The organism is Steroidobacter sp. (genome assembly GCF_036406195.1).
GTDB lineage: Bacteria > Pseudomonadota > Gammaproteobacteria > Steroidobacterales > Steroidobacteraceae > Steroidobacter.
Window position 1 is genome coordinate 26798 of sequence record NZ_DASWVW010000047.1, and the last position, 26494, is coordinate 53291.

Sequence of the window (26494 nt, forward strand, 5' to 3'; positions counted from 1 at the left end):
GCGGGAGCAGAGCAATTCCCGTCGTGGTATTTGGACAGGGAGGCGTGCACTCGCCGGGCCGGAGGACGATGGCTGCTAGCTCGTCATGTTGGCGGGCGCAGGCATTGCGAAACTGAGTCGAGATATCGACGGATTGTGGATCTGCGCCATCGATGCGCAGAGCCGAGCCTGCCTGGCACGTCTGGCGGCGGAAAGCGGCCGCGCGCGACCAGCTCCGATATCCATCGACGGGTGTACCCGGTTGCCCGCTCCACGTCGCGCGTTCTGATAAATCCATCCAGTTCCTCGGCGATCTGCTCCGGCGTCGGGCCGCGGGAATGCGTCAGCATGTCTACTGCACCACTTTTGAAGGTGGGCAGACTGTGCCGGTACGCATCGGCTAATCGCGAGTAACAATGCGGACCGACGCCAAACTGTATTGTTTTGGGCCAGCTCGCTTGGTTATCGCCGTGATCCGCTTGCTCGCGCTATCGGCACGATCTTGCTCGGCTTGCCGTCGATGATCGAGCGCAATTCCGCTTCCCATGCGGCGAGAGCACGTTGTTTCTCGTCCCAGTAGCCGTAGCGGTCATAGACAGCGGTGATGTCGCCGCCTTCGCTGTGATTCAAAACTTTGCCGACGTGCAAACGCTGGATGCCGAGCGTGGTCATGTGCGTAGCGGCCGTGCGGCGCAAGTCGTGTGGCGTAAATGGCTTGCAGCCGAACAGCTTCTCGTCCATATGATTGTTTCTCAGCGCTCGCGACAGGGCACGCTCGCTGATCGGTTCGGCTGGCTTGAGTGTCGAATGAACTGATGGCAACAGATGCGGCCGACCGTTCGAGACTCTGCGCAGCTCCTCGATGATCTCAATCGCCAGGTCGGTGAGCGGCACGCTGTGCGGGCGTTCGCTCTTGTTGTCTCCGATACGCCAGAGTCGTTGGGCAACGTCAAAATCATTGAACTTCGCCTGCGTCACCTCGCCGGGGCGCTGAGCGGTGACGAGGATAAGTTTCAGTGCGAGACGAATCGGCGGCGAGATCTTCGTCTTCGCATCGTCCAGCCCCCGCCAGAACTGTCTGATCTCGTCCCGGTTGAGACTGCGTTCCTTTGCCTGCTCCTGACCGCCGGGCTTCTTCAGAAGGCCGGCGGCCGGCGAACTCGGGATCAGGTCGCGCATGGCCGCGAAGTTGAATACTTGGGCCGTTAGGTCGCGGATTCGATTCGCCATGACAGTGCTGCCGCGCGCCAGGATCTTGTCGATGATCAGCACCAAGTCGCGCTTCGTGATGTCGCTCGCCGGCTTGTCCTTCACCGGCGCTTGCAGGAGATGGGCTCGCAGCAGTCGTACCGCCTCGCGCGGCCGTTTACGGTGACGACGAGCGTGGTGCCACGCCCACTCAGCGATAACGTTGCGGACCGTGACGGCCTCCGTCAGCTGACGCGCTTCTTCCTGGCGCTGGCGCTCGATGCGCAGACGTTCGCGCTCGACCTTCGGATCAAGGCCCTGCGCCAACTGCTTGCGGACTTCGCCATGCGCCTCGTGCGCTTGGTCGAGCGTCATCGCGGGATACTCGCCGAGCGTCAGCCACACCGGCTTTCCGCTGCGCTGATAACGAACCAGCCAGACGAGAGCGCCACCTGTTCGGTGACGCAGGATGAAGCCAACACGGCCAGCCTCGCTGTACGTTGTGTCCTCGGCAGGAGGGCTGTCGAGCAGAGACTTCAGCCAAGTCGGAGTAAAGCGCTTCTTCGCCGGCATGGTGCGGGCCTGGTCCGGCAGGCCTACGACATGGGAGGCGTTCGAGCCGGCTACAGTCCGGCTACAGTTTATTTGTTTCTAAGCACTTCCGCAGCACTGTCCGGAAGAGTACGATACAGATCGCTGAAAGGCTGGTTTTACCGGTGTTTCGTGGCTCGGAAGAGTGATGAACTAGGCGGGTGCTAAAGAGGCTTTCAAGCGCATGGGGTGCAAGGGGTCGCGAGTTCGAATCTCGCCGTCCCGACCAATCAAAACAGTAAATTAGAACGACAGGCCTGCGGCGGTATCTTTCAAGGATACAGCTAAGGGTACAAAGTCGTCCGCTCCTGCCTTCATCCACTTCGTAGCAGGAGAATGTCCATGGAACTCGCTGATTTTCCGTGCCTCGCCGCCGACCAATTCCCCCACCGAACGCTCGACGTCGTCGTATGCGCCTGATCTCGAACCACGGCACCCACGCTCGGAGCCGACAGGAAAGGGAATCAAAGAGTCAGCTGCCAGTACGTCACATCGATCCAGCGGTTGAACTTGAAACCGACTTCCTTGAAGTGGGCGACCTTCTCGAAGCCGAACTTCTGGTGCAGCCGCAAACTCGCCTCGTTCGGCAGCGCGACTCCGCCAATAACTGCGTGTGCCCCGACTGCCTTCAACGCAGCAAACAGCCGCGCGTACAGCCGAGACCCGGTTCCTGAATTGCCGAGTCCGGTGCGCACGTAGACCGTCACTTCCGTGGAGTATCTGTAGGCAGCTCGGGCCTTCCATTTGTGCGCGTAAGCAAAGCCAGTGACTCGATGGTCGCGCGTGGCTACGAGCCAAGGCAGCGGCGTCGCTTGGATCTCGGAGATCCGCTGAGTCATTTCAGCCGGCGCTACCGGTTCCTCTTCGAACGTGATCGTGCTTGTTAGCACGTAGTAATTATAAATCTCCGCAATCTGCTCAGCGTCATCGAGAGTTACGGGGCGAATTGACTCGTCCAAGACTTCCATGCAGGTTTCCCAAAGAGACGGCAGGCGCGTAGTCGAATGGCGGAGCCGATATGTTCTGCCAGCCCGGCATTCATAATCAATCGACTGATGCAGGAATCGCCGGAGACGGAACCGGCACGGCTCAAGCCAGTCGTTTCGACATGCACACGGCAGACGCGGGACACAGTGAGCGAAACTCGGCGGTGGCCTGAATCGGTACCGGAACGCTTGAACGCTCGATGCGGGTGTAACCGTGGCGAGTAAAGAATTGCTCGGCCGTTTGCGTGAGCAGCACCAGCTCGCGAATGCCCAATGCGGAGGCATGGCGCTCAAGCGCGCCGAGCAATGAGCTACCGAGCCCCGCTCGCTGCCGGTCCTTGGCGATCGCCACAGAACGCACGAGCGCCGCATTTCCAAAGGCCTGCACGCCGCCGGTCCCGATGAGCTCGTCGCCATCTTCGATGACGACGAACTCCGGCCGGCAATCGGCAAGGTCCGACGTCGGCAGATCATTCGCCTGTAACAGCGCGATGATCCGAGCCGAATCGTTTTGCGTCGCTGTTCGGACCTGTGTCGTCGTCATGCGCAGCACTTCTGGGCGGGCTTCGATTGCACAACGGACCTCGGCTCACAGCAGGCGCTAGGCGCTGCCGCGTGCGTTTGGTCACCGCCACCGTACTCCGTGCTTTCGCCCGTTGTGAGAAACGTTTCCCACTGAATGCCTTGGGGATCGGCGATCCAGCTCTTTTCGCTCTGCGCGTAGCAACACGTGGTCGCGCCGTCCTCTCGGATCGGACCTTCAGCTTGCTGCAGGCGTTCGTAGACCTCGGCCAATTCCGGCTTATTCTCGACCTGGATGCCAAGATGCTGAATGCCCGCGTCGGAGCCGCGCTTACTAATCGCGAAGTTCACGCGTGGATCTTCGAGCATCCACTTGGCGTAATCGTGCTTCACAACAGCGGGTTCAGCAGCGAACAGCGCTCGGTAGAAGCGGATGGAGTCTTCGATGTCGTTGACGCTGACATGGACGTGAAGGCGTTTCATGCGGTTCTCCGAGTCTTGCGAGAAGTTGCGAGTCGTTCGACCGGCGCGGGCGCGCACTTCGAGCCGCAATCGGCCGATGCGCTGCCCGCGCAGCAGTTTTCGGTGAGATAGCCGACAAGGTCATTCATCGTGTCGAAGTCGGCCGCATAGATCAGCTGTCGGCTCCTGCGCTGCTGCGAGATCAGTCCGGCGCGCTGCAAGGATTGCAGATGAAAGGTCAGCGATGACGGCGCCAGCTCCAGCCGCGTCGCAATCTCGCCGGCCGGCAATCCTTCGGAACCAGCCTCCACCAGCATTCGGTAGACGGCCAGACGATGTTCATGCGCTAGAGCGGCAAGAGCAGTGACGGCTTCCGGTGATCTCATGACTATCCGACAATTCGAGGATTGTCGAAATGATGAACCGTGCCCCGTCGGACTGTCAACTATAGTTTGAGGCTCAGGCGACGCGGGGGACCGAGGGCTGCCGAGCAGCATCTGAAATCTCGTGGCGGCCCCAGAGGGGCTCGTTGGCTCGGCTACCGCGGCCTCGCGAAAGGGAATCAAGATATCGCCGGATTGTGGATCTGCGCCATCTATGCGCCTCGCACGTCCGGTGGTGGAACTGCCCTCGCGCAATCAATTCGGATAGCGTTCGATCTTCTTTTCCAGCCGGTCTTTTTGCTGTTTGAGTGCCGTCAGGAAGAAGACCGCCCACGCTTGCCAGTCCGGTTTCTCGCTGCGGATTGTCCCCTGCGTGCGGCGCAGGGCGAGGTAATAACTCTCCTTGCTGCGCTCGATCACGCTTTCCAGAGAGCTGTAGGGTACGTAGGCATAGCCCGCTCGCAACAGCAAGAGCGTCGTGAACCCATCCGATTGTCCATCCAATTCCATCCGATTCTGAGTCAGTCAACGGTTCAGCGGAGATTCCGGCTCGAAGGTGCGGTCGGTCGAAAGCGGCTCTTAAAGTGCAAGCCTCATAAGTCTGCTTCGGACGGATTCAGTCCGGCCCGGTGCAGCGACTGCAAATGAAAGGTCAGCGACGATGGCGGCAACTTCAGCCGCGCGGAAATCTCGCCAGCGGGCAATCCTGCCGGACCGGCCTCCACCAGCATTCGTAGACGGCCAATCGGCGCTCGTGCGCCAGGGCGGCAAGGCCGGGATCGAAGCAGAGGCCACCGATGAGGACACGGTCTGAGCTCATCCCGGTTTTCCATCCACCCGTGGTCGCAACAGAATGGGCGAATAGGCTGCGAGGTAGAGCGCGAATGCAGCGCTGGAGAGCAGGCCGGCGGCAAGCACGCTGCCGCGATAATCAACATGACTCCAAACTGGCGCGAACACTCGGGCGACCACCGCCGCGGTGAGGATTAAATAAGAGAACGTAGTCGTGCGGCTCACGACTTGCGGGCGTCCGGTGTGACCGAGCGGCACGCGCGTCATGACTGCCAGGATCATCGTGCCGCAAGCGCCGAGGGTGAGTGCATGCAGCCAGTGCGCGCTCCAAGTAATTCCGGCGAGCAGCCACAGAGCCTTGAGGCAGAAGCCGATAGGCAGCCAGGCATATCCAATATGCAAGATCCACAGAATGGGTTCTCGCCACGTGTGCCGGCCACGCCATGCGGACAAACGCAGTGAGTGGGTGACAGCCGCGATGGCTGCCAATGCGCCGCTCAGTGTCGAATCGGGCCATGCGATACCGGTCAGCGCAATCGCGACCATTGTCATGATGACTAGACGATCGAGCCATGGCCGAGTGATGAGCTGTACTGTTTCGCCGCGGCGGCGTAGTGCACTCAACGTGAACGAGGGAATGATGCGGCCGCCAATCACCGTCACCAGCACCAAGACAAAGTCGATGGCAAAACGTAGCGCACGCTGAGCGATCAACACATCGCCAGAACGCACCGCCATGACAAACGCTACGTCTGCAAGCCAGAGCACGACGATCACTGCAAGCAGCGGAGTATTCCGATTGCGAGAGCGCAATAGTGGTGGTGCCAGCAACGCACACACCGCGGGCAGGAACGCCAGTTCCAAGACAGCGGTGAACCATAGCGGCAGGATTGCAGCGGTGGCCATGGCAAAGCGTCCCGCGAGCCAGAGGGAAACAAGAAGGACCAAAGGAAACCCACCAAATCCCCGCAATCGGGTCCAGCTTGGAACAGCCGTCAGAAGAAATCCCGCGATCGCTGCACCGATGAAACCAAACACCATTTCGTGTCCGTGCCACAAGTGCGCTGGCAGGCCGGGCAATGGTGCCAGGCCTTGCGTGTAAACGAACAGCCAGACCGGCACGGCGAGGAGTGCGTAGAGGCCAGCCAGGAAAAAGAACGGACGAAATCCATAGGCGAACAGAGCGAAGCGTCGCGGTCGCGACGCGGCTGTCGAAACAAAGTCTCTGTCGTACATCAGCGCGGCTATGCCTTGCCGGGCCGCCCGAAATGGCCGTTCATGACGAGAGTTTGCCGTTCATTTCCGTGCGCGGCCCTGATGTGGATCAGGTGCCGCCTCTTACGACAAACGGATGGATTGAACGGCGGCGGAGGCACTTGAACGGCGCGCCGTAGCGTCGAGCTTGAAATCAAGCAGGCAGCGCGCGTTACTCCTGCTCTCTGGCCGCCTCGACCTCGATATCGAGTGTGATCTGGTCCTTCACTGCCGGCAGGGCATAGGTCAGTCCGAAGTCCGAGCGATTGATGGTCGCCGACGCGTTGGCGCCGCAGGCGGGGACCTTCAGCATGGGATGCTGGCCGCAATGAAATGACGTAACTTGCAACGTCACGGGCTTGCTGATCCCCTTGATCGTCAGATCGCCGGTGACCGAAGCAGGAACGTCACCTTTGAACGTGATCTTGCTCGCTTTGAAAGTAGCCGTCGGATGCGTCTCGACTGCGAAGAAGTCCTTGCTGCGCAAGTGATCGTCGAATTTCTTCACGCCGGTCGTGAGCGCGGCGAGATCGAATACCACATCAACCTCGCCAGTCTTCTTCTCGCGATCGAGACTGATGGTGCCGCGCTGCGACGGGATCTTGCCGTGGAAAGTGGAGAAGCCGAGGTGCTGGAAAGAAAAGGTGGCGTGAGTATGCGTCGGATCGATGCTGTATGTGTCTGCAGCGCTGGCAGCCACGCCGAATGACAAGAGCACCGGGATCAGGAGGTGTTTCATGGCGGCTCCGGAGCGATGAGGACTGAGTCAAACTGCAGTCAAACGATCCATGGGAGCAGGGGGTTCCATCGGTTTGCTCCGGGCGCCGCGCAGGCCGGGCGGCCCCGTTGACCTAGGTCAAGGCTCACCCTCCGGGACTCGTCACAATGAGGATGAGAAAAGCATTCCTAGGAGGACGAGCCGTGCGTACCGTTGGAATATTTTCAGTGGCTGCCGCGTTCGCATGCCTCGCAGCCCCCGTAGCATCGCATGCGGATCGAGCGAGCGCTGCCGTGGATGCGTGCGTCAAATCATTCATCGAGTCGAACTTCGCCGAGGATCGCGTCGTTCATGTCCGCAAGCGGCCGAAAGCGACCATGTATCCGCAATCCAAATATACGATCGCGCTCAAGGCGCGGGGCGCTCGCAGTGGCGAGGTACTCGCGCAGGCACGATGCGTTGCTGGATCGCGGGGCAACGTCATTGTCCTGGATAGCCCGCCGTTCGATAACTTACTCGCGAACGCGGACTTCAAGGTCACGACCGGCCGATAGAGAGCGCAGCGAGCTGATACGCAGCTCGCGCGCGCTCGGTTTGTCCGCTGGGGGCTAGCTCAGCTCGCGTTTGAGCAGCGCCCCGAGCACGGCGACGCCGTGCTGAATCCGTTCGGGCGGGACGGTGACGAATGACAGCCGCATAGTGTTCTTTTGCGGTTCGTTGGCAAAGAAGGGCGCACCGGGAACGAATGCAACGTGCTCGGCGATCGCCTTTTCGAGCAGTTGAGAGCTGTCGACGCTCGTCGGTAGCGTTACCCAGATGAACATGCCGCCTTCCGGGCGATTCCAAGTGACGCCTTTCGGGAAGTGCTCGCGCATGGCCGCCAGCATCACCTCGCAGCGCTGGCTATAGAGCTGGCGGATCTTGGGAATGTGTCCGTCGAGGAAACCGTCCTTGACGCTTTCATGCACGATACGTTGTGTGAACGAAGGGGTGTGCAGATCCGCCGCCTGCTTGGCTTGCACCAGCTTACGATGCAGAGCCTGCGGTGCGATCAGATAACCCACTCGCAGTCCGGGCGTCAGCACCTTGGAGAACGAGCCCAGATACACAACGTTGCCCGGCATCAAGGAGTGCAACGACGGCAGCGCCTCTCCTGTATATGAGAGTGCGCCATACGGGTCGTCCTCCACGACGAGCAGTCCCGCTTCCGTGGCGATCTGCGCCAGTCGCTCTCGCCGCGCCAACGGGAGGCGCCGCCCGGTGGGATTCTGGAAGTTGGGCAGGCAGTACATGAAACGCGCACCGTTCAATAGATCGGGCGTCAGCATTTCGGGTTGCACGCCGTTCTCGTCCGAAGGCACAGAAGCGAAAGCCGGCTCACTCAGCGAGAACGCCTGCAGCGCGCCCAGGTAGGTTGGAGTCTCCACGAGGACGCGGCTGCCTGGATCGATCAGGACCTTGCCGAGCAGATCCAACGCTTGTTGCGAACCCGTGGTCACCAACACGTCTGCCGGATCAATCTGCAACGACCCGGTGGAGTGCCGCGCGGCGATCCATTCGCGCAGTGGCATGTAACCTTCGGTCGGGCCGTATTGCAGCGCTGGCATGGGCGCCGTGTTGAGAATCGTCTCGGTGCTGGCCCGGATGCGTTCGACCGGAAAGGTCTCGGGCGAGGGCAGGCCGCCGGCGAAGGAGATGATCTCGGGCCGTTCGGTGACCTTCAGGATCTCGCGGATCGCGGAGCTGCTGAGCTTCTGGGCACGTTGTGACAGGATCAGTCGCATGAATATTCACTCTTGTCGGGCGTCTTGGCAGACGCTGGTATCAACCGGGAGAGCAGACCAGACTTCATGTGCAGCAGAGCAACGCGCAGCCCACCGTGCCAGTATCGACGAAGCACCGCACCCACTCCATGAACACCCACCCATGATTTCTTACCGTACAGCTGGCACTTCGACCCTTCCGGGCGATCCGGCAGCCCCCTTCAAACAGACTGACAACAGGCCAGCGATCGTTCGATTCTTTCATCGATGACATGATGAACGCGGCCCTGGTGCCGCTGATCGGTTGCGGCCGTTGGCACTGCGAGTTCACGGCAAAGACAAGCGCATTCGGCAATCGCAAATCGATAATCTGTTGCGCTCGCTGCAGAAAGTTGTCCACACATCGCGGCCAGCATCGATCACTCGACGGCACAGGCGTGGGCCGGGCTTCGTCCTCGAATGGTCTACCGCGCATCAGTCCGGCCGGCCGCGGAAAGTTGATGGATGACGAGGTTCTTGGGCCTGAGTAGTGAAGCTCCGGGCCAGCGTCAATGGCAGCAGACTGGCGAGTTGATGGGATCTTTCCTTGCGGCCCTCCCTTTGGAATGCTGTAGATTTTATCCAATATTGAGGCTGATCGATAGCCTGTAATAGATCCAGTGAAAGGTGCCGACCTGGCCTGCGGCGAAATTAACTCAGGAATGACCGCACAAATCAGAGTTCTGGGCGCTGAAAGCTGGCCCTGGGCATTTCGGGTGGCGGCCGGTAGAATGGCTGCCCTTGCCCTGTTTTGTATCCAATTATACAAGAATACCTGTAGGTTCAGCCGATGCCCGTGCATTTCGATAGCGCCGCCTTGAACCGCCTGTTACCCATGCCGGCGCTGATCGAGCAGTTGGCGAAGGCGTTTCAGCGACCTGCGAACGTGCCGCTGCGCCAGAACCTCAAGGACGGTCTGAACCACGAGTTGTTGGTGATGCCCGCGGTCGCGAACGGCCTGGCCGGAGTCAAACTGTTGACCGTCGTGCCGGAGAATCGGGATTCGAGCCGGCCAGTGATCGACGGCATCTTCGTTCTTCTGGACATGAAGCACGGCGGAGCGGTGGCCACCATGGATGCGAGCAAGCTCACTGCCCGGCGCACGGCCGCGATTTCCGCTTTGGCGGCTCGTCACCTTGCTCGCAGCGATGCGAGTACATTGGTCATCGTGGGAGCGGGGCATCTTGCGCCCTACATGGCGGAGGGTCACGCGAGCGTTCGCCCCATTCGGAACATTTTGGTGTGGGCGCGCAATCCGGATAAGGCAACGCGATGTGCCGATGAAATTCGCCGGCGCTTGCCGGAGCCGAGGGTCGAAGTGGCACGCAATCTTGCTACCGCCGTGGCCGAAGCGGACATTGTTTCAGCAGTGACGCGTGCGACGGAACCGGTGATCAAGGGCGAATGGCTGCGCCCGGGCGTGCATGTAGATTTGGTTGGCGGCTACCGCCCCGACATGCGCGAGATAGATGATGACGGCATCGCCGCCGCAGACATCTATGTCGAGAATGTTGAAGCAGCGCTGGCGGAAGCTGGCGATCTGCGCTCTCCCATCGAGCGAGGTATCATCGCGCGCGATGCAATTCACGGCTTCGCGGCGTTGCTCGCCCGAGAGCCTGCAACTCGCACCCAACCGGTGACATTGTTCAAGTCGGTGGGCAACGCGCTTGCCGACCTGGCGGCCGCGGAATTGGCCTGGCGTTCCCACCATGGAGGGTACGATGGACAATGATCCGCGCTCGCATGGCTTGTGCGAGATCACAGCGCCGCCGGCGCACCGTCAAGGAAGCTTGCTACGAAGTGGGCGCCCAGTTCGCGCATTTCACGGCGCACGCATTTAGCAATTCACACGAGGTCTTCTTTCATGGCCACCGAGTTACGTACCGAGACTCACACCCTCCTGAAACAGTTGGGAGTCAACACCGAGTTGCTGCAAGGGGGCTCGCTGGTGGTTCGCTCGCCGGTCACGGGCGAAGCGATCGCGGAAGTTCGCGAGACCAGTGCCGCGGAAGCCGAACAGCAGATCGCGGTAGCGGACGAGGCATTCAGGCAGTGGCGCCTGGTGCCAGCGCCGCGACGCGGCGAGTTCGTGAGACAGCTCGGTGACGAGTTGCGACAACACAAGCAAGCGCTAGGCAGACTCGTGTCGATCGAGGTCGGCAAAGTGATCTCCGAAGGCTTGGGCGAAGTGCAGGAGATGATCGACATCTGCGACTTCGCGGTGGGGCTATCGCGCCAGCTGTATGGCTTGTGCATTCCCTCGGAGCGACGGGATCATCGCATCACCGAGCAATGGCATCCGATCGGCCCGGTCGCGGTCATCTCCGCATTCAACTTCCCCGTGGCGGTCTGGAGCTGGAACGCCGCGCTAGCCTTCGTATGTGGCGACAGCGTGCTCTGGAAACCTTCGGAGAAAACGCCGCTGACCGCCCTTGCCGTGCATGCGTTGGTGGACCGAGTGATGTCACGATTCGGCGAAGATGCACCGCGCGGTCTGTCGAGCGTATTCATCGGCAACCGTGCGATTGGTGAGCTCCTGGTCAATGATTCGCGCATTCCTGTCGTGTCCGCCACCGGCTCGACCCGGATGGGACGCGAGGTTGGGACGCGCGTCGCGCAGCGTTTTGGCCGGGCCATTCTCGAGCTCGGCGGCAACAACGCCTCCATCGTGACGCCCTCGGCAGATCTGGATCTGGTGTTGCGAGCAGTGGCGTTCGGTGCCATGGGAACGGCGGGGCAGCGCTGCACAACCCTGCGGCGGCTCATCGTGCACAAGGACGTCTACGACAAACTCGTTCCTCGACTGATCGGTGTTTATGAAAGGGTCAGTGTGGGCGATCCGTTGAGCACGGATGCGCTGGTGGGGCCGCTGATCGATCGCGCCTCTTACGAAGCAATGACCAGAGCGCTAGAGAACGCGCGCGCCGCCGGCGGCCGCGTCCATGGCGGCACGCGCGTCGATGTGAACGGTCCGGACTCCTTCTATGTCCGCCCCGCGTTGGTGGAGATGAAAGAACAATCGCCGTGCATGCGTGAGGAAACATTCGCGCCCATTCTTTACGTACTGAAATACGAGAGCCTCGATGAGGCGATCAAGTTGCACAATGCCGTGCCGCAGGGATTGTCGTCGTCGATTTTCGCGACCGACATGCGCGAAGTGGAGCAGTTCTTGTCCGCCCGGGGCTCCGATTGCGGTATAGCCAACGTGAACATGGGAACCTCGGGCGCGGAGATCGGCGGCGCGTTCGGCGGCGAGAAGGAAACAGGCGGGGGCCGCGAGAGCGGTTCGGACTCCTGGAAGGCGTACATGCGCCGTCAGACCAACGCCATCAACTATGGCCGTTCGCTGCCCCTGGCGCAGGGAGTCAAATTCGACGTCGATTGAGGCGAGTGGCGCGGCGACGTCATGGAGCGAAGCCGCGCTTGTCCAGCAGCATGATCAACTCGTCGCCGTTGGTCTGGATGTGGTCGCGCGTGAGTGCCACTGCTTGATTCACTTGACGTTTGCGGCAAAGATCGAGCAGGGCGCCATGTTCTTCCAGTGCCCTGGCGAAGGATTTCCCCAGGGTCAGCAGCACCTGCGTATAACGATCTGAGTTGATCAGCAGGCCGCGCACGATCTCGAGCGTTCGAGTGCGACCCGACGGCGCATAGAGCACCATATGAAAGCGCCGGTTCAACTCGCCCCACGAATGGATGTCGTCGGCAGCGATGGCATCGTCGAACTTGCGTAGCAAGGTCGCTGCCTCGGCGTGTACGGCATCGGTGAAGTTCGGAATCGCAAGGCGGATCAGCTCGGGTTCGAGCATGGCGCGCAGATCGAACAGCTCCTGGATCTCGGCGCGAGACAGGCCGGTGACCACATAGCCCCGGTGCGGAAAGCTCGCGACCAATCCCTCGCTTTCCAGCCGCGACAGGGCTTCACGGACTGGAATGCGGCTGGTGCCCATTTCTTCGGCGAGCGCATCCTGGCGCAGCGGCGAGCCGTCTTTCAGGGCGCCGGACAGGATGAGGCGGCGCAACTGCTCAGTAACGGTGTCCACGACGGTTACTCGCGTCACCGGTTTGGGAATACGTTTCGTCGCTTCTTTGGCCACGCTGCATCCTAGGAACAAAACATTTCACGCAGCATACCGTCGCCTCTGAGAGCCAGCAATTGGCCAGGGCCCGGTAATCGGCAAAGTGGCCGACGGCGAGAACAGCGCCGCAGATCATGTGCGCATGCAGGCGAATTTCATCCGATGCTTTTTCAATGCTGTCTCTGGGACATCGCGACTCGGGCCTTGCGCAAGATCCGGGGCGGCAATCTCGGAGGGTGGCCGAGCAAGTCTGGCGCTGACGGCTCGCATGCCGTTGGCCCTAGGGGCAACGGTGTGTGCTGCGGCGGAACTTTCCCGTTGCACGTCCCATTGCATTCACGACGGCCCAGACCCAGACCGCAGATTGCCATGACGACCATGTACCCACTGCTCCCAATCAGCCGATTCCGCCTGTTACGGCGGGAACAGTTGCGCGGCGGTCAGTGGCGCAGACGCAAGCACGGCTACAGTTGGCGCGTGCCGAAAGTTGTTCGCGGCGCTATTCGCTGTGCAAGAGTGCACGTCACCTCGATGGCGTCCAATACCTGCAGCAAGGCTTTGCTGGTGCAAGGTACGACTGACGCTCCCACCTAGATTTTCCGTCCGTATCAGTACCAGCACGTCCGCCTCCTTCGACAGGAGACTGTCATGCATACGCATATCGATGCGTCGGCATCGGTATCGCTTGCGGGGTCGGGGACGGCCGCTCCGGAGGCGATACATCAAGCGAAGTCGAGTCCAATCCGGGTCAAGCAGCGCATTGTCGCAGTCGACGCAGCGCGCGGTTGCGCAATGCTGCTGGTTTGCCTCAGTCACATCAAACCGCACTTCGAAGTGTCGGCGCCGGAGATATACACGGCGCTGGTGATAACGACGCGCGTCGCGACGCCGACATTTCTCATGCTCAGTGGCTTCGTCATCGGCCATCTGCTCCGGGGCAATGCTCGCGAGGACGTGCGGTGGCTGCTGGTGGATCGCGGCCTGTTCCTGGTGCTGGTCGTGCACTTCCTGCTGGGCTTGAACGAGCTGAGTTATCTGCCTTTCTCGGATTGGGTCTTTGGCAAAGTGATGATCACCGACGTGATCGGTGTCGCGCTGTGTGTGGCGGTGGTGATTCGTGGCGCGTCCACAGCGGCGCTGTTCGCCGCGGGGGGCGCTCTATTCGTGATGTCCTGGATCGTCGCGATGACGCTAGTCCCGGAATCGGAAGGGATGCAACTGCTGGGAGCGGTGCTGTTCCATTTGCACAGCGCTCCCAATCGCCTCATCGATATCGCGTTCCTTCCCTATCTGGGCGTGTTTCTGATGGGCATGGGCCTGAGCAGCTATTGCCGCGAGGCTTTGCAGAACGGCGAGACCGGCTGGCTTGCGCGGCGTCTGGGCACCATGGGGTTGATCGCGATCGGCCTCGTGATCACGGGAATCCTGGCGTGGCACTTCTTCAAGCATGCGCTGCCTGAAGGATTGCGTGAGCCACATGTAATGTCCTTGCTGCGGGCCACCCTGCATCCCGGCTACAAGGCGCCGCCGAGTCCGGCGTACTTGCTGTTCTATGCGGGAGCTGGACTGGTGATGACCGGGCTGTTTTTCCATGGCCGGCCGCGATGGCTGGCGAGCATGACCGGCAAGGCCGCCGTGATCGGCAAGGCGTCGCTGTTGTGCTTCATCGCGCAGGACTGGCTGCTGTTCCTGATTCCACAGCTGCTCGGCTTCCACCAGCTCACGTCCGTGCCGTTCTGGTTCGGGTATCTGGCGCTGGTCGTGCTGATCCTGTTCTACTTGTCCAGGCAGTGGATCCGGCTGGACGGCAATCGTTTCTTCACGGTCGGCTTGAAACGATTCATGCGGCGACGGCGGGCAACCGCGCAAGTCCTCACGCAAGCGTGACGTTGCACTGAAGCCCGCCGCAGGCGCGACTATTGAGCCGCGGTCACTCGAATCTCGACCGTGAACTGGGGTGCAGCCAGCTTCGCTTCCACCGTGGCGCGCGTCGGCGTATTGCCAGGGCTGACCCACTTGTCCCACACCGAATTCATTTCGGCGAAGGTGCCGATGTCGGCCAGCCAGATGGTCGCCTGCAGGATCTTGGTCTTGTCGCTGCCGACCGAGGCGAGGGCCTTGTCGATCTGTTGCAGGATGTCCTCGGTCTGCGCGGCCACCGACTGCCCGGCGGCGGAGTCCGCGACATAGCCGGACAGGTACACCGTGCCGTTGTGGACCACGATGCCGCTCATGCGCGGGCCGACCGCATAACGTTCGATTTTACTCATTGTCGTTCCAGATGATCCGTCGATTGCAGGGGGCGCGTAGTTTCCACGTCTGCACCCGGCTCGGCAACTGTCAGCGTCGAGTCGCCGGCTTGCGCGTCGATTTCTTGCCCGGTTTCATGGTGCGATCGATAGCGGTATCGGTCTGGGCTTCGAGGCTGAAGAGCAGCAGCGAGCGGCCGGTAACGCCATACGCTTCTCCTTGCTGGAAGATCGCTTTGTGGCCCGTGGGCAGATCGGGCAGGTTGGTGTCGATCAACAGCGTCCAGCGCGCGTCCGGCGAATCGCCGGGCAGCGTGAACTCCACCAGGTCATGGAACGCGTTGAACACGATCAGCAGCGTGGCGTCGTGGCCCCGCTGGCGCAGGCCCGTGGCTTGCGCCCGGCCGTCGAGCAGCATGCCGAAGCACAGCATCCCTGCGTCGGTCCATTGCTCGTCTTCCATCTCGTTGCCGCTGGCGTTCACCCAGGTGATTTCCTTCAGGCCGATGCGCGGATTCTCCTCGGCGGAAAGGAATCGATTGCGACGCAGGATGGCAAACCTGGCCCGCAGCGCCGTCATCTGCTTCACGAACTGCACCAGCGTCGCGTTCTTTTCGGCGAGCGACCAGTCTACCCAGCTGATGTCGTTGTCTTGACAGTAGGCATTGTTGTTGCCTTGCTGGGTGCGTGCGAATTCATCGCCGGCCAGCAGCATGGGTGTTCCCTGCGACAGGAGCAGGGTCGCGAGAAAGTTGCGCATCTGCCGCGCGCGCAGCGCGTTGACGCCTGCATCTTCGGTCGGCCCTTCTTCGCCGCAGTTCCACGAGCGGTTGTGCTCGTGACCGTCCTTGTTGTCTTCCTTGTTGGCCTCGTTGTGCCGGTGGTTGTAGCTGACCAGGTCGTTCAAGGTGAAGCCATCGTGCGCCGTGATGAAGTTGATGCTGGCCCACGGGCGGCGGCCGAATTTGTTGAAGATATCTGCCGATCCGTGCAGTCGAGGCGCCAGCTTTGCGGCCGGTGCTTCGCCTCGCCAGAAGTCGCGCACGGTGTCGCGATATTTATCGTTCCATTCCGCCCAGCCCGGCGGGAACTCGCCGACCTGATAGCCGCCCGGACCGCAATCCCAGGGCTCGGCGATGAGCTTGACGCGGCTCAACACCGGATCCTGCGAGCACGCCTTCAGGAAGCCGCTGCGATTGTCGAAGCCATTGGGCTCGCGGGCCAGGATGGTGCCCAGATCGAAGCGGAATCCGTCCACATGCATTTCCTGCACCCAGAAGCGCAGACTGTCGGTGACCATCTGAATCACGCGCGGGTGACTCATGTCCAGCGTGTTGCCGGTGCCGGTGTCGTTGATGTAGTAACGTTTCTGCTCGGGCATCAACCGGTAGTACGAAAAGTTGTCCACGCCTTTGAAACAAAGCGTGGGGCCGCGCTCGTTGCCCTCGGCGGTGTGGTTGTAGACCACATCCAGAATCACCTCGAGTCCGGCGTCGTGGAAGCGCGCCACCATTTCCTTGAATTCCTGCACGCCGCGCCGCCGGTCGATCACGTAACGCGGATCGGGCGCGAAGAAGCCGATGGAGTTGTAACCCCAGTAGTTGGTCAGGCCCTTGTCGAGCAGCAGGCGGTCGTTGATGAAGGCGTGGACGGGCAGCAACTCGACGGAGGTTACGCCGAGGGACTTGATGTACTTGATGACTTCCGGCACGGCGAGGCCGCTGAACTTGCCGCGCAACTCGCGCGGCACAGCCGGATGTTTCATCGTGTATCCGCGCACGTGCGTCTCGTAGATGATCGTGCGATCCCAGGGCACCAGCGGGCTGACCGACTGGGCCCAGTCGAAGTTGGAGTCCGACACGACGCACTTGGGCATGAAGGGCGCGCTATCGCGCTCGTCGAAGGTGAGGTCATCGCCTTCGGCACCGATCGTGTAGCCGAATAGAGCGTGATCCCAACGCAGCTCGCCGACGAATTCGCGCGCGTATGGATCGATCAGCAGCTTGTTCGGGTTGAAGCGATGGCCGGCCTCGGGCTCGTAGGGGCCATGGACTCGATAGCCATAGACCGCGCCCGGCCCGACATCGACCAGATAACCATGCCAGATTTCATCGGTGTATTCGGGCAGCTCGATGCGCTCCAGCTCGGTGTCGCCGTCGGCGTCGAACAGGCACAGCTCCACCTTGGTGGCGTAGGCCGAAAACAGCGAGAAATTGGTGCCTTTCCCATCCCAGAACGCACCCCGGGGGTGGGGCAGACCCTCACGCAACTGCGACGCGAAGCTTCGGCTCAAGATGACACCTGATGGGAGCGGGAGGAGGCAACAGGTGCAACGCTCCGCGTTTGGGAACGTTCCCCGGAACGGCTCGAAAGGTCCCTGGCCCGGCGCGCTCAGCGCCTCTTCGCGGCGCGCGGGTCTGACTTCGGCGACGGACGCTGGTCACGGCCCAACGGGAGCATCGTTCCCGGCCACTCGCAGCGGTTGGTCAATTAGCGCACAATTCGCCCGTGACCAAGCTGCGCGGCTTCATTCTCCAGGCCAGTTATCGTGTCGTCTCCGGGCCAGCCGGAACGCGCGTCCCTGTCATTCATATTTACGGCAGGCTGGAGGACGGCGGTACCTTTCTGGTGCGCGACGACCGGCAGCGTCCGCATTTCTATATCCGTGCCGCGGATGTGGAGCGCGCGAGCCTGCTGACATCGCAGCAGTCCATCATCATTGACAAGCGCACCTTCAACGGTGAGCCGGTCGTGCGTTTCGACATGGAAACGCCCACCGATGTGCCCGGCCTGCGCGATCGTCTGCACGACGCCGGGATCGAGACCTACGAAGCCGACGTTCGATTCGCGATCCGCTATCTGATCGAGCGCGGCATCAAGGGCGGCTGTGAAATCGAAGGTGAAGCGACGGCCGGCGAGGGCATCACGTGGATCTTTGACAATCCGGTCATGAGACCGGCCGACGTGCGCATCGAGCCGCGGGTGCTGTCCTTCGACATCGAAACGGATGGCAAGGGCGAGCGGCTGCTGGCGATCTCGATGTATTCGAACGAGATCGACGAGGTGCTCATCGTCGATGGCAGCGATCGTGCGATGCCGGAGAAGGCGACGCGCTGCCCCGATGAGTATTCCGCGCTGAGCGCGTTCTGCGATCGGGTGCAGCGGCTCGATCCCGACGTCATCACGGGCTGGAACATCATCGACTTCGACTTGACGGCGCTACAGCGCATGGCTCAACGCCTGCGTCATCCTTTCAATCTGGGGCGCGATACCGGAGCCATCCGCATTCGCAAGGCCGAGGGTTATTTCGGCAGCGGCCAGGCGAGCATCCCTGGTCGTCTCGTGATGGATGGCATTGACCTGCTGCGCGGCGCATTCGTGCGCATGGACGACTATTCACTCGATGCCGTCGCCCGCGAAATCCTCGGCGAGGGCAAGGCAGTGTACGGCGATGTCCGTGATCGGCTTGCGGAGATCATCCATAACTATCGCCACGACCTGCCGGCGTTCGCGCTGTATGCTCGTACCGATGCGCGGTTGGCTTACGAGATCGTCGCGAAGTTGAATTTGATTCCATTGGCAGTGGCGCGCAGTCAGCTGACCGGGATGACGCCGGATCGAGTCGCGGCCAGCATTGCTTCGTTCGACTTTCTATATCTGTCGGAGTTGAAGCAGCGGGGCATCGTCGCGCCGTCCGTGCGCTCGAGCGATTCGCGAGTCTACGACGCCCAGCAGGGCGGTCACGTGCTGGAGCCGCTGACCGGCCTGCACAAGAATGTCTGGGTGTTCGACTTCAAGAGCCTGTATCCGAGCATCATTCGCACATTCAACATCGACCCGCTCTCGTTTGTCGCGCACCCGGCACCCGGGCAGGATTTGATCGAAACGCCCGGCGGCGCATTTCGCCGCGAGCCGGCCATCCTGCCGCAGGTGCTCGATGAGTTGTTTCCACGGCGCGACGTTGCCAAGAAGAACGGCGACGATGTGGCCGCGCACGCCATCAAGATCCTGATGAACTCCTGTTATGGCGTGCTCGGCACGCCCGCGTGCCGCTTCTACAATCCGGCACTGGCGAATTCGATCACCGGCACGGGCCGGGAAATCCTGCTGTGGTCGAAGCAGTGGTTCGAGAGCGCGGGCTACACGGTGCTCTATGGCGATACCGACAGCTTGTTCGTTCGTGCCGGCATGGCCGACTCCGAAGAAGCACGAGCGCGTGGCAAGGCACTTGCTGGGCAGTTGAATCAGGACATCGCCCGCTACATCGCCGAGCAGTGGCGTGTGACCAGCAGGCTCGAGCTGAAGTTCGAAAAGCTGTACCTGCGATTGTTCCTGCCGAGGGCGAGGGGAAGCACGCGCGGCGCGAGCAAGCGCTACGTCGGTTTGCTCAACGCCAACGACATCGATGGCGTGCAGTTCGTGGGCATGGAAGTCGTGCGGCGAGACTGGACCGCGCTCGCCAAACAAGTGCAGCGGGAGCTGTACCACCGGCTGTTCACGGATCAGCCCGTTGACGTGTATCTGGCCGATGTCGTCGGGCGGGTGCGCGATGGAAAGCTGGATGATGCGCTGGTGTATCGAAAGAACCTGCGCAAGGACACGGAAGAGTACACGGCCACTACGCCACCGCATGTAGTGGCCGCTCGCAAGTCAAAGCAGCCGCCAGGCAGGTTGATCAGCTATGTGATCACGACGGCGGGACCGGAACCCATCGACAATGTCCAGCATCCCTTGGACCGTGAGCACTATGTGATCAAACAGATCAAGCCGGTGGCCGAGCCGGTGCTCGCGACCTTGGGCCTGGATTTTGAACAGGTGATCGGCGACAGCCGCCAGATGGATTTGTACGCGCTGCTCGACGGGCGGTAGTCAAGCGCTGCGTCGACGCGACGAGGCGGCACGACCGCCGGGCGTGGCAGCCGCCTTTGCTTTGCGCCGCGCCTTGCCGATCAGATCCAGCACTTCGGTGATGATGTTCTCCATCGCCGCACGAGCCTGGTTCGAATCGCGAGCCGTGATCGCATCGAGCACCTGCTGGTGAAGATCGACGTCAGCTTGTGCCACGCCTTTCATGGAGTTGGTCAGGCGAATGGAAAAGCGCAGCGCGGCGTTGATCATATCCTCGAGCTGGGCGTAAAACCGATTAGCCGTGGCATGCAGTACGGCCACGTGGAATGCGATGTCGGATTCGAGCGGATCGTCTTCACCCCTGGCGGCGCTCTTCATGCGTTCCACGGCGCGTTCGATTCGCGCCAAGGCTTCTGGCGTGGCATTACGCGCGGCAAGCGCCGCTGCCGACGGCTCGATGGCAAATCGAATCTCGGCAAACTCGGTGAGCAGTTCCAACGAGAACTTTCTCTCGAGCAGCCAGCGCAATACATCCGGATCGAGCAGATTCCAATGTTTTTCCGGCTCCACCCAGGTGCCTTGCCGCGGACGGGCGCTGAGCAAGCCCTTGGCCGTCAGCATCTTGACCGCCTCGCGCAACACGGTCCGGCTGGCGCCGAATTTCTTGCACAGCTCCGCTTCGATGGGAAACGGCTGGGCATCGCCATAGGCCTGGGTGACGACGGCTTGCCCCAGCTCTTCGACGATGGCGAAGGTCAGGTTCTGTCCGCTGGGTTTGCGCATGCCTGGCTGGATGATGACCGCTGATGATTGGAGAGCAACATATCACGCTCAGACGCTGCTCGAGCCTCTCGCCTGACGCCAGGCGGTGACGATGGCCGCCGCGCGTGCACCGACATCGGCCGCGGGCCGCCCAGGCGCATAGATATCCGAGGAGAAGCCCACGCCATCGATGCCGCCATCGGCCCATTCCTGCAGCGTCCGGGCGCCGACGCCGCCAACTGCAAATATCTTGATGGGAGGCAGCACTGCACGCAGTGCTTTGAGGTGGGCAACGCCGTAAGTCGATGCGGGAAAGAGCTTCAACGCGGTCGCGCCGGCGTCGAGCGCCTCGAAGGCTTCGGTCGCGGTTGCGAATCCCGGCACGACATGCAGCCCAAGCTCTACGCTGCGCGCGATGACGGGTGCACTGATGTTCGGCGTGACAATCAGCTTGCCGCCCGCATTCGCGACCTCGTCGACTTGCGCAGCTTTCAGCACAGTGCCCGCGCCGCACAGACATTGCTCGCCATAGCGCTCCGTCAGGCGGCGAATACTCAGCAAAGGCTCGGGGGAATTCAGCGGCACTTCGATGCCGCGAATGCCGCTGTCGATCAATGCCGCGGCGACTTCCAGGATTTCATCGGGGCGAATGCCTCGCAGAATGGCGATCAGAGGCGGCAGGTCATGACCGGATGGCACGGGGCAGCTCCGCGAATATCAATGATGAGCGAGGGCGTTGAGACCCGCGACAGTGAGCGCCGTCGCGTCCAACGGTTCGGCGTCGATGCCATGTGCGGACAGCGCGGCGGAGTAAAGCGCCGCGAGCTGCGGTGCGCCGATGATGGGAACGGAGGCCACCGTCCGCAATGTTCCATCGAACAGCGGCAGGGCGCCCAACACATCCTGTCCGATGATGAGGCCGGACAAAAATGCCGAGGCATCGGCGTGCGTCATGCCCTGAATCAATTGGCGTGCGCGCACTTCGAACAACAGATGGGTGAGCGGCACGGTGCGCAGCTCCCGGATACGTTGCAGACCGGCATCGAAGCCGCGTTGCTCCGCTGCGTCGTTCGCATCCGCGGTTGATGCCTTGAGCAACGTGCTGCGGTCTCTCAGTAGCGCATACAGTTCGCCGGATAAACTGGTCTGGAACGTTTGCAGTTTGCCGTCTTCGATGATCGCCCATTTGGTGTGGGTGCCGGGCAGGGCGAAGATGTGTCGGCCCCGGCCGAGCTCGGGCCGCGTGGCGATAGCGCCGAGAATCTGAGTCTCCTCGCCACGCATCACGTCCGGTGCACCGAGCGGATTCGTGCAGGAAACGCCTGCGCCGATGATGATCTCGTGACCGCGGGCGCTGAATCGCAGCATCGACTTTCGCAACTCGGTCACGCCGGCAGGACACGATGCATACGGCACCTCACGCCACCCATTGCGCGATCCGATCATCCCTGCGAGCCAGATGGGCAGCGGCCCGTAGTTGCAGGACCAGGGCTCGATGGCGTCGAACAACGCCGCTTCCGGGCTCGCGGACGGCGCGCCGATGCCGGGGCCGTCGACTTTTTCGAGGACTGTCGCGCCCCGGCACAGATGCAGCCGCAAGTGCGTCGTGCCCCAGTCGCCGGCGATATGGGTGGGAGAGTCGGTCATGCGCGGGAGTCCATTTGGGGGCTTTTATATGATTAATATTCTTCCTCGTAAAGACCTCTCCCTCGTAAAGCCCGAGCCGGACAAATGTCGGCGTGGCCGGATTGGGACGCGCCCGCGTTGTCCCATCGGCTATGCGTGCGGACCGTTATGAGCCGGCGCCCTTTGCTGCCCGCACGATCACACCAGGCCGCACACCGGTGGTGCGGCGTTCCTGGAAGACCAGCTTGCCGTTGACCCAGACCTTTTCGATGCCGGAGGACAGTGTAGTGGGCTTCTCCAGGGTGGCGCGATCCATGATGGTTTCTGGATCGAACAGCACCAGGTCGGCGGCACTTCCAGGGGCGAGCGTGCCGCGGTCGGTGATGCCGAGATGTTTCGCGGCCAGGCCGGTCATCTTGTGCACGGCTTGTTCCAGTGTCATCACTTTTTTCTCGCGCACGTAGTGGCCGAGAACGCGAGGGAATGTGCCGTGACCGCGCGGATGGCCGAGCGACATGCCATCGGAACAGATGTTGGAGTGTTCCCAGGTCATGAAGCGAATGATGTCGTCCTCGTGCATGCTCTTGCCGACGATTGCTTCCACGCGCTCTTCGTCAGGATGTGCGTTTTCGTAGTCGATGACTTTCTTCATCAGGTCGAGATAAACGTCCACGGGATGGCCGCCGCGTTCTTTCGCGATCTCCGCCAGAGTCTCGCCGACCACAGTGGGGTCGGGTGCGTACTTGACGAAGTGCAGCCCGTCCGGTGGTGTCGATTCCATGAGCATGAAGGCCAGGCCCTTGCGATCGCTGTAGTCCTGGTGAGGAAACATCACGCGCATCGTCGACTGCCAGTACGTGTATGGATAGACATCCGCAGTGATATCGACGCCGGACGCCCGGGCGTCGTTCAATAGCGTCAACACTTTGTCCGACGTGCCCCAGAGCCTCTTCGCGGCAATCTTCAAATGCGAGACATGCACCGGCATGCCGGTCTGCCGACCGATCTCGATGACCTCTTGCAACGCGGGCATCAGCTCGAAGCCTTCGTTGCGAATGTGGCTGATGTAACGGCCGCCGTGGCTGGCCGAAACTTTCGCGAGCGCCAGCACCTCGGCGGGCGTGGAGAAATTGCCGGTCTCGTAGACCAGGCCCGTCGATAGTCCAAAGGCGCCAGCTGCCAGGTCTTCTTCGAGCAGCTGGCTCATGCGGGCGACTTCTTCATCGGTGGCCGCGCGCCGAGCGGCATTCATGCCTTGCTCGCGCAGCGTGTTGTGCCCCGAGTAGGAGCCGATGTTGACCGCGATCGGCGATTCGTCGATCTTGGTGTAGAAATCGGCGAGCGGCGAGGGCGACTTGCCGTCCTGACCGACGATGATGGTCGTCACGCCCTGGCTGGTGACCGCGACCATGTCTCGCGATTCTGCAATGTCGGCGTCATGATGACTGTGCGTGTCGATGAAGCCGGGCGCCAGCACCTTGCCGCCGCCGTCGATGATGATTTCATTCTTCTCGGGGAGGAGATCGCCGACCGCGACGATCCGATTGCCGGCAATCCTGACGGCACCCTTGCGGGCCGGCGCACCTGTGCCGTCGACGACAGTGACGTTGGAGATGATCGCAGTGGTTTCCGGCGGAGACTCTGCCGCCCAGGTGAGCGCCGCAGCGGTCACCATCAGCAATGCGAGCAATCGTTTCATACGCGGTCTCCTCCTTGGCGGGAGCCCGCGTCATTATGCGACCGGCCCAGCGCAGCGGCCAGAGGTGTAAGAGCGACAGGCATCTGAGTCCGGAAGCGAGCGCCGAGCCGGCATGGTGAGCGCCGAGCTGCAATTGCTGCAGGTCCATTCTTCGAACCTGGCCATTCCGTAGTCTTGAAGACGAATGAGTGTGGGAAGCGGCATGGTCGCCGACGATGTGAAGCAAATGGAGATCGCGCAGATTTATCGTTGAGCCGCGCATCATCAGTGCGAGCACCGAGCTCAAGTCTGATTCCTTGTTCGAGTCCAATAAGTCGCGCAGCTGCAGGAAGCGGCGTTACCCGACTGTGACCTCGTTCCGCGTTGGAGCACAGCCGGGCGGCGGAGGTCGCATGTATCGACCTGCCCGGCGCATCGGGGTGCGGGCCAAGAGGCCCCAGGTGACTTAATCCGACAACCGTCCGCGCCAAGGTAGTGCGCCGGCCAGTTTTCATAGGGATTTTTCGAATTACCCTCACAGCCGCGGTGGATTCCGGGGGTACGAAGCCGATACCATCAGCGCTCCGGCCCACCGACTACTCGACGAATTCACCGGCTTGCGATTCCTCATTCTTACCCGCACGGCGTGCCTGTTTCTGGCCGCCGCCTTCTTGGCCGTAACAGGGACGGCGCGGGCAGCCGAGGAGCACCCGATAGAAACGCATCCGGCACAGGAGTACATCGACCGAGCCGCGGCGGCGGTGCGCAGCAGCCCGGAGGACAGCGTCAAGGACCTGCGTGCGGCGCTGGACATCCTGGTCAGCCAACCCCACCCCGATTTGGAAATCCGCGCCAGGCTCCTGTTGTGCGATCACCTCTCCGAACGCGACCGGCCGGCGGCCGAGATCGAAGTGGCGAAAGCGCGGGCGCTGCTCCCCAAGGCTACTCGCCGCGGATTGGAAGCTGGGGTGCTCGGCTGCGAGGGCACCATCTTGGAAACCAGCAGCGAGAACGCGCGTGCGCGCCAGCTTTACGAGCAGGCGGTCGCTGTCGCTACTCGTAGCCAGGATACGGAGATGCTGGCCCAGGCATTGTTTCAGCGGGGTTACCTGCTCGGTCTGCAGGGGCAGTACGCCACCGGTCTGGCCGATCTGAAGCGGGCCGAGGCGCTGTTCGAAGAAATCGCGCTCCCCGATCATGCACTCACGGCAATGAACGGTATCGCCATCCTGTACAACCGGATGGGCGACTATGCTCAGGCGCGTTACATGTACGACCGGGCGCTCAAGGCCCAGCGCGATGCCGGCATGTATCGCGAGCAGAGCGTCACGTTGCACAACCTCGGCCGAGCTCATGAGAACCTGCTCGAATGGGATGCCGCTCAGGGGGCTTTCCAGGAGTCGTACGAGATCAGCCGACAACTCAAGTACGCCCGCGGCGAGGCCTATGCGCTGCGCGGTCTCGCCGCCGTCAAGAATGCAAAAGGCGATCCCGTAGGCGCGTTGCAGATCCTCGAGCAGGCAGCAGTACTCCAGAGCCGAACTCCCGACGCGCGATTGAACGCACAGATCCACCTGGCGCGCGGTGTGGCGCTACACCGTTTGAAGCAACTGCCCGAGAGTGCCGAGTCATTGCGAACGGCGCTCGAAGTGTTCCGCCAGGCCGATTCGTTGAACGAGCTACGGGCAACGTACAGCGAGCTGGCATCCGTGCTCTCGGACATGGGCAACTGGCGCGAAGGCTACGCGTATCTGGCGAGCGCCCACGAAACCTCCGAGCGCATGTTCCGCAATCAGGTCGACCAGCGCTTCGCGACCTTGAAGGTCGAGTTCGACACTGCAGCCAAGGAAAAGGAGAACGCGCTGCTGGTCCGCGAGAACAACGCCAACCAACTGGCCCTGGCGCAAAGTCAGCGCGCGCGCAATCTGCAAACCGCGGTCATCTTCCTGACCATTGCCTTGGCCATCCTGCTGGCGACCCTGGCCATCCATCAGTGGCGCTCCAAGCGCAGGATGCGAACCCTGGCCATGACGGACGAGCTGACCGGCGTGCCGAACCGTCGCGCCGTGCTGTCGCGACTTGCGCCACTATTGCAACAGCCGAATCCGCCCAGCTGTGCGATGCTCATCATCGACATCGATCACTTCAAGAGCATCAACGATATGCATGGCCATGCCGAGGGCGATGAAGCGCTCAAGGCGGTGGCCCGGGAACTGCGCGAAGAGGTGCGGGAGCCCGCGTTCATCGGCCGGCTGGGCGGCGAAGAATTCGTGGTCGTCATTCCCGGTGCCGACTTCGACAAGGCGTATCGTCTGGCCGAGCGCTTCCGCGAAGGGGTCATGAGCATCGATACCCGGCGCTGGCTTGCGGACCGCCGCATCACCGTCAGTATCGGCTTGACGATGTCGAAGCCATCGGGCGACACGCCGAGCACCATGTTGCAGCGGGCGGATGCCGCCCTTTACGACGCCAAGCGGTCTGGTCGAAACTGCGTCAAGGCGCAGGTGCCGGCGCTCGAGAGTGACGTGCGGGCACCCATACCGCCGGCGCGAGTAGAATACGCCTGAGCACCAAG

The 26494-nt window shown here is 61.8% G+C and carries 21 protein-coding genes and 2 pseudogenes; 6 read left to right on the plus strand and 17 right to left on the minus strand.

Features of this window, described 5'->3' with window-relative positions:
* Positions 1-441: 441 nt before the first annotated feature.
* The 9 genes and pseudogenes from VGE08_RS18415 to VGE08_RS18460 all read right to left on the minus strand — a co-directional run bounded on the left by VGE08_RS18415 (position 442) and on the right by VGE08_RS18460 (position 6896).
* Positions 442-1740 (minus strand): tyrosine-type recombinase/integrase, encoded by a 1299-nt coding sequence (locus tag VGE08_RS18415; RefSeq protein ID WP_331069372.1) that lies wholly within the window; start codon positions 1738-1740, stop codon positions 442-444.
* A 482-nt stretch (positions 1741-2222) separates the two neighbouring features.
* Positions 2223-2726 carry an arsinothricin resistance N-acetyltransferase ArsN1 family B gene (locus VGE08_RS18420; protein ID WP_331069373.1) on the minus strand — a complete coding sequence of 168 codons (504 nt, stop codon included), beginning with the start codon at positions 2724-2726 and terminating at the stop codon, positions 2223-2225.
* A 121-nt stretch (positions 2727-2847) separates the two neighbouring features.
* Positions 2848-3288, minus strand: a complete 441-nt coding sequence (gene arsN2 / locus VGE08_RS18425; protein ID WP_331069374.1) for an arsenic resistance N-acetyltransferase ArsN2 — start codon at positions 3286-3288, stop codon at positions 2848-2850.
* Entirely contained in the window at positions 3285-3749 is a 465-nt protein-coding gene (locus VGE08_RS18430; protein WP_331069375.1) for an ArsI/CadI family heavy metal resistance metalloenzyme, read from the minus strand. The genes arsN2 and VGE08_RS18430 overlap by 4 nt, the downstream gene beginning before the upstream one ends.
* A complete protein-coding gene (locus VGE08_RS18435) occupies positions 3746-4114 on the minus strand; it encodes a metalloregulator ArsR/SmtB family transcription factor (protein WP_331069376.1) in 369 nt (122 codons plus the stop codon). Before VGE08_RS18435 ends, VGE08_RS18430 begins: the two co-directional genes overlap by 4 nt.
* A 264-nt stretch (positions 4115-4378) precedes the next feature.
* Positions 4379-4591 (minus strand): annotated as a pseudogene (locus tag VGE08_RS18440) (Fic family protein); the annotation flags it as partial.
* A 137-nt stretch (positions 4592-4728) separates the two neighbouring features.
* A pseudogene (locus VGE08_RS26405) lies at positions 4729-4931 on the minus strand (ArsR/SmtB family transcription factor); the annotation flags it as partial.
* Positions 4928-6139 (minus strand): NnrS family protein, encoded by a 1212-nt coding sequence (locus VGE08_RS18455; RefSeq protein WP_331069378.1) that lies wholly within the window; start codon positions 6137-6139, stop codon positions 4928-4930. The pseudogene VGE08_RS26405 and the gene VGE08_RS18455, both read right to left, overlap by 4 nt.
* A gap of 190 nt (positions 6140-6329) precedes the next feature.
* Positions 6330-6896, minus strand: a complete 567-nt coding sequence (locus VGE08_RS18460; RefSeq protein WP_331069379.1) for a YceI family protein — start codon at positions 6894-6896, stop codon at positions 6330-6332.
* 182 nt (positions 6897-7078) lie between these two features.
* Here VGE08_RS18460 and VGE08_RS18465 point away from each other — a divergent pair, with 182 nt between their 5' ends.
* Positions 7079-7429, plus strand: a complete 351-nt coding sequence (locus VGE08_RS18465; RefSeq protein WP_331069380.1) for a hypothetical protein — start codon at positions 7079-7081, stop codon at positions 7427-7429.
* A gap of 54 nt (positions 7430-7483) precedes the next feature.
* On the opposite strand, the gene VGE08_RS18470 is transcribed toward VGE08_RS18465, so the two are convergent.
* A complete protein-coding gene (locus VGE08_RS18470) occupies positions 7484-8659 on the minus strand; it encodes a PLP-dependent aminotransferase family protein (RefSeq protein ID WP_331069381.1) in 1176 nt (391 codons plus the stop codon).
* Positions 8660-9467: 808 nt separating this feature from the next.
* Between VGE08_RS18470 and VGE08_RS18475 the strand changes: the two genes are divergently transcribed.
* A complete protein-coding gene (locus VGE08_RS18475; protein ID WP_331069382.1) occupies positions 9468-10409 on the plus strand; it encodes a hypothetical protein in 942 nt (313 codons plus the stop codon).
* A gap of 132 nt (positions 10410-10541) precedes the next feature.
* The gene (locus VGE08_RS18480; RefSeq protein ID WP_331069383.1) at positions 10542-12062 is read left to right on the plus strand and encodes an aldehyde dehydrogenase family protein; all 1521 of its coding nucleotides are present in this window, start codon (positions 10542-10544) and stop codon (positions 12060-12062) included.
* A gap of 19 nt (positions 12063-12081) precedes the next feature.
* On the opposite strand, the gene VGE08_RS18485 is transcribed toward VGE08_RS18480, so the two are convergent.
* A complete protein-coding gene (locus VGE08_RS18485; RefSeq protein WP_331069384.1) occupies positions 12082-12774 on the minus strand; it encodes a GntR family transcriptional regulator in 693 nt (230 codons plus the stop codon).
* 630 nt (positions 12775-13404) lie between these two features.
* Between VGE08_RS18485 and VGE08_RS18490 the strand changes: the two genes are divergently transcribed.
* Positions 13405-14643, plus strand: a complete 1239-nt coding sequence (locus VGE08_RS18490; RefSeq protein WP_331069385.1) for an acyltransferase family protein — start codon at positions 13405-13407, stop codon at positions 14641-14643.
* 29 nt (positions 14644-14672) lie between these two features.
* Here VGE08_RS18490 and VGE08_RS18495 read toward each other — a convergent pair whose 3' ends face one another.
* Positions 14673-15026: a RidA family protein gene (locus tag VGE08_RS18495; protein WP_331069386.1), complete on the minus strand. Its 354-nt coding sequence runs from the start codon at positions 15024-15026 to the stop codon at positions 14673-14675.
* A 70-nt stretch (positions 15027-15096) separates the two neighbouring features.
* Positions 15097-17298: a glycogen debranching protein GlgX gene (gene glgX / locus VGE08_RS18500; RefSeq protein ID WP_331069387.1), complete on the minus strand. Its 2202-nt coding sequence runs from the start codon at positions 17296-17298 to the stop codon at positions 15097-15099.
* Positions 17299-17513: 215 nt separating this feature from the next.
* Between glgX and VGE08_RS18505 the strand changes: the two genes are divergently transcribed.
* Entirely contained in the window at positions 17514-19874 is a 2361-nt protein-coding gene (locus VGE08_RS18505) for a DNA polymerase II (RefSeq protein WP_331069388.1), read from the plus strand.
* On the opposite strand, the gene VGE08_RS18510 is transcribed toward VGE08_RS18505, so the two are convergent.
* The 4 genes from VGE08_RS18510 to VGE08_RS18525 form a co-directional block, all read right to left on the minus strand.
* The gene (locus tag VGE08_RS18510) at positions 19875-20636 is read right to left on the minus strand and encodes a FadR/GntR family transcriptional regulator (protein WP_331069389.1); all 762 of its coding nucleotides are present in this window, start codon (positions 20634-20636) and stop codon (positions 19875-19877) included.
* 48 nt (positions 20637-20684) lie between these two features.
* A complete protein-coding gene (locus VGE08_RS18515; RefSeq protein WP_331069390.1) occupies positions 20685-21314 on the minus strand; it encodes a 2-dehydro-3-deoxy-6-phosphogalactonate aldolase in 630 nt (209 codons plus the stop codon).
* Positions 21315-21332: 18 nt separating this feature from the next.
* A complete protein-coding gene (locus VGE08_RS18520) occupies positions 21333-22262 on the minus strand; it encodes a 2-dehydro-3-deoxygalactonokinase (protein ID WP_331069391.1) in 930 nt (309 codons plus the stop codon).
* 145 nt (positions 22263-22407) lie between these two features.
* Positions 22408-23940, minus strand: a complete 1533-nt coding sequence (locus tag VGE08_RS18525; protein WP_331069392.1) for a D-aminoacylase — start codon at positions 23938-23940, stop codon at positions 22408-22410.
* 596 nt (positions 23941-24536) lie between these two features.
* Between VGE08_RS18525 and VGE08_RS18530 the strand changes: the two genes are divergently transcribed.
* Entirely contained in the window at positions 24537-26486 is a 1950-nt protein-coding gene (locus VGE08_RS18530) for a tetratricopeptide repeat-containing diguanylate cyclase (RefSeq protein WP_331069393.1), read from the plus strand.
* The last annotated feature ends 8 nt before the right edge of the window (positions 26487-26494 follow it).

Coding starts and splice junctions, on each gene's coding strand:
- VGE08_RS18475 (WP_331069382.1), top strand. CDS start 9,468: ATGCCCGTGCATTTCGATAGCGCCGCCTTGAACCGCCTGTTACCCATG.
- VGE08_RS18520 (WP_331069391.1), bottom strand. CDS start 22,262: ATGACCGACTCTCCCACCCATATCGCCGGCGACTGGGGCACGACGCAC.
- VGE08_RS18480 (WP_331069383.1), top strand. CDS start 10,542: ATGGCCACCGAGTTACGTACCGAGACTCACACCCTCCTGAAACAGTTG.
- VGE08_RS18415 (WP_331069372.1), bottom strand. CDS start 1,740: ATGCCGGCGAAGAAGCGCTTTACTCCGACTTGGCTGAAGTCTCTGCTC.
- VGE08_RS18435 (WP_331069376.1), bottom strand. CDS start 4,114: ATGAGATCACCGGAAGCCGTCACTGCTCTTGCCGCTCTAGCGCATGAA.
- VGE08_RS18495 (WP_331069386.1), bottom strand. CDS start 15,026: ATGAGTAAAATCGAACGTTATGCGGTCGGCCCGCGCATGAGCGGCATC.
- VGE08_RS18460 (WP_331069379.1), bottom strand. CDS start 6,896: ATGAAACACCTCCTGATCCCGGTGCTCTTGTCATTCGGCGTGGCTGCC.
- VGE08_RS18490 (WP_331069385.1), top strand. CDS start 13,405: ATGCATACGCATATCGATGCGTCGGCATCGGTATCGCTTGCGGGGTCG.
- VGE08_RS18430 (WP_331069375.1), bottom strand. CDS start 3,749: ATGAAACGCCTTCACGTCCATGTCAGCGTCAACGACATCGAAGACTCC.
- VGE08_RS18525 (WP_331069392.1), bottom strand. CDS start 23,940: ATGAAACGATTGCTCGCATTGCTGATGGTGACCGCTGCGGCGCTCACC.
- VGE08_RS18510 (WP_331069389.1), bottom strand. CDS start 20,636: ATGCGCAAACCCAGCGGACAGAACCTGACCTTCGCCATCGTCGAAGAG.
- VGE08_RS18455 (WP_331069378.1), bottom strand. CDS start 6,139: ATGTACGACAGAGACTTTGTTTCGACAGCCGCGTCGCGACCGCGACGC.
- arsN2 (WP_331069374.1), bottom strand. CDS start 3,288: ATGACGACGACACAGGTCCGAACAGCGACGCAAAACGATTCGGCTCGG.
- VGE08_RS18470 (WP_331069381.1), bottom strand. CDS start 8,659: ATGCGACTGATCCTGTCACAACGTGCCCAGAAGCTCAGCAGCTCCGCG.
- VGE08_RS18420 (WP_331069373.1), bottom strand. CDS start 2,726: ATGGAAGTCTTGGACGAGTCAATTCGCCCCGTAACTCTCGATGACGCT.